The 1724-nt window shown below is 73.7% G+C and carries 2 protein-coding genes and 1 pseudogene; all 3 read left to right on the top strand.

Translation table 11 applies throughout. The annotated features are described in order from the left end of the window. Positions 1–91: 91 nt before the first annotated feature. Positions 92–199 (top strand): annotated as a pseudogene (locus tag ABZ641_RS36070) (VOC family protein); the annotation flags it as partial. A 28-nt stretch (positions 200–227) separates the two neighbouring features. After that, positions 228–884 (top strand): NAD(P)-binding domain-containing protein, encoded by a 657-nt coding sequence (locus tag ABZ641_RS36065; RefSeq protein ID WP_359988686.1) that lies wholly within the window; start codon positions 228–230, stop codon positions 882–884. A 2-nt stretch (positions 885–886) separates the two neighbouring features. After that, a complete protein-coding gene (locus tag ABZ641_RS36060; RefSeq protein ID WP_344627150.1) occupies positions 887–1627 on the top strand; it encodes a PIG-L deacetylase family protein in 741 nt (246 codons plus the stop codon). Positions 1628–1724 lie beyond the last annotated feature (97 nt).

The raw sequence follows: 1724 nt of genomic DNA, 5'->3' as shown, positions 1-1724 counted from the left end.
GGTTTTACAGTGGTGTGCTATCCCGATCACCCCCCACCCCCTGCACCCCCCCCCCCCCCCCCGGGGGCCGGGGGCCGCGCGCCCGCCCCCCCTCGGCGCCCGCCGGGCCGACGTCGGACAGGACGGGGCACCCTGGGTCGTCCTCGCAGACCCGGAAGGCAATGAGTTCTGCGTCCTCGCCCAACGAAGCGACCCTTGAACGGGACCCCACACACGGGAGACTTGCGATGCGATTCGGGATCATCGGTACGGGCACGGTGGGCCGCACCCTGGCCGCCAAGCTCGTCGCGCTGGGCCACGAGGTCACCCTCGGCTCGCGCACCAAGGACAACACGGCGGCCGTCTCCTGGGCGGACCAGTCCGGCCCGAACGGCCACGCCGGCACCTTCGCCGACGCCGCCGATTTCGGCGAGGTGGTGATCAACGCCACCGCCGGGACGGTCTCGCTGCCGGCGCTGCGGCTCGCCGGTGCGGAGCGGCTGGCCGGCAAGGTGCTGATCGACGTCTCCAACCCGCTGGTGTTCTCGCCGACCGGCGAGGTCAGCCTGGAGCCGGTCAACACCGACAGCGTCGGCGAGCAGATCCAGCGGGAGTTCCCCGAGACCCGGGTGGTCAAGGCGCTCAACACGCTGTCCGCCCCGCTGATGGTGGACCCGGGCCGGGTGCCCGGTCCGCACCAGCTGTTCATCGCGGGGGAGGACCCGGAGGCGAAGGCCCTCGTCCGCGGGGTGCTGGAGCAGTTCGGCTGGCCCGGCGACCAGATCGTCGACCTCGGCGGGATCAGCGCGGCCCGCGGCACCGAGATGCTGATGCCGTTCTGGCTCCGGCTGATGGGCCACTTCGGCCACACCGACTTCAACTACTCGATCAGGAGCGCCGACTGACCATGACGGATCAGGCACCACCCCCGTACCAGCCGGTCACCGAGGACTGGCAGACCGCCCTCGCCGTCGTCGCGCACCCCGACGACATGGAGTACGGCGCCGCGGCGGCCGTCGCCCGCTGGACCTCCCAGGGCAAGCGCGTGGTCTACGTGATGGCCACCAGCGGCGAGGCCGGCATCGACTCGATGGACCCGGAGACCTGCCGCCGGGTCCGCGAGGAGGAGCAGATCGCCTCCGCGGCCCTCGTCGGCGTCGACGTGGTGGAGTTCCTCGGCCACCAGGACGGCGTCGTCGAGTACGGGCTGCCGCTGCGCAAGGACATCGCCCGGACGATCCGGCGGCACCGCCCGGAGATCGTGATCACCACCAACTTCCGCGAGACCTACGGCGGGACGTGGCCCAACCAGGCGGACCACATCGCGGTCGGCCGCGCCACCCTGGACGCCGCCCGGGACGCGGGCAACCGCTGGGTCTTCCGCGACCTGCTGGACGAGGGCCACGAGCCGTGGAACGGCGTCCGGCAGCTGTGGGCCGCGGCCTCGCCGGACTCCGGCCACGCGGTGGACACCACGGAGTCCTTCGACCGCGGCGTGGCCTCGCTGGAGGCGCACCGCGCGTACCTCGACGGACTCGGCGGCGACATGGCGGACGCCCGCGGCACGCTGGAGACCTTCGGGGCGATGGCCGGCGAGCGGCTCGGCACCCGCTACGCGTCGCCGTTCGAGGTCATCCTGCTGGGCTGACCGCCCGGCCCGCCCGGACCGGACCCGCTGGCACCGGACCCGCCCGCACCCGGCCCGTCCCCGCCGTTCCTCCGCGGGGGCGGGCCGGGCTGCGCCC

The organism is Kitasatospora sp. NPDC007106, from assembly GCF_040634455.1.
Lineage (GTDB): Bacteria > Actinomycetota > Actinomycetes > Streptomycetales > Streptomycetaceae > Kitasatospora > Kitasatospora arboriphila.
This window is presented reverse-complemented; position numbering and strand designations above follow the sequence as displayed.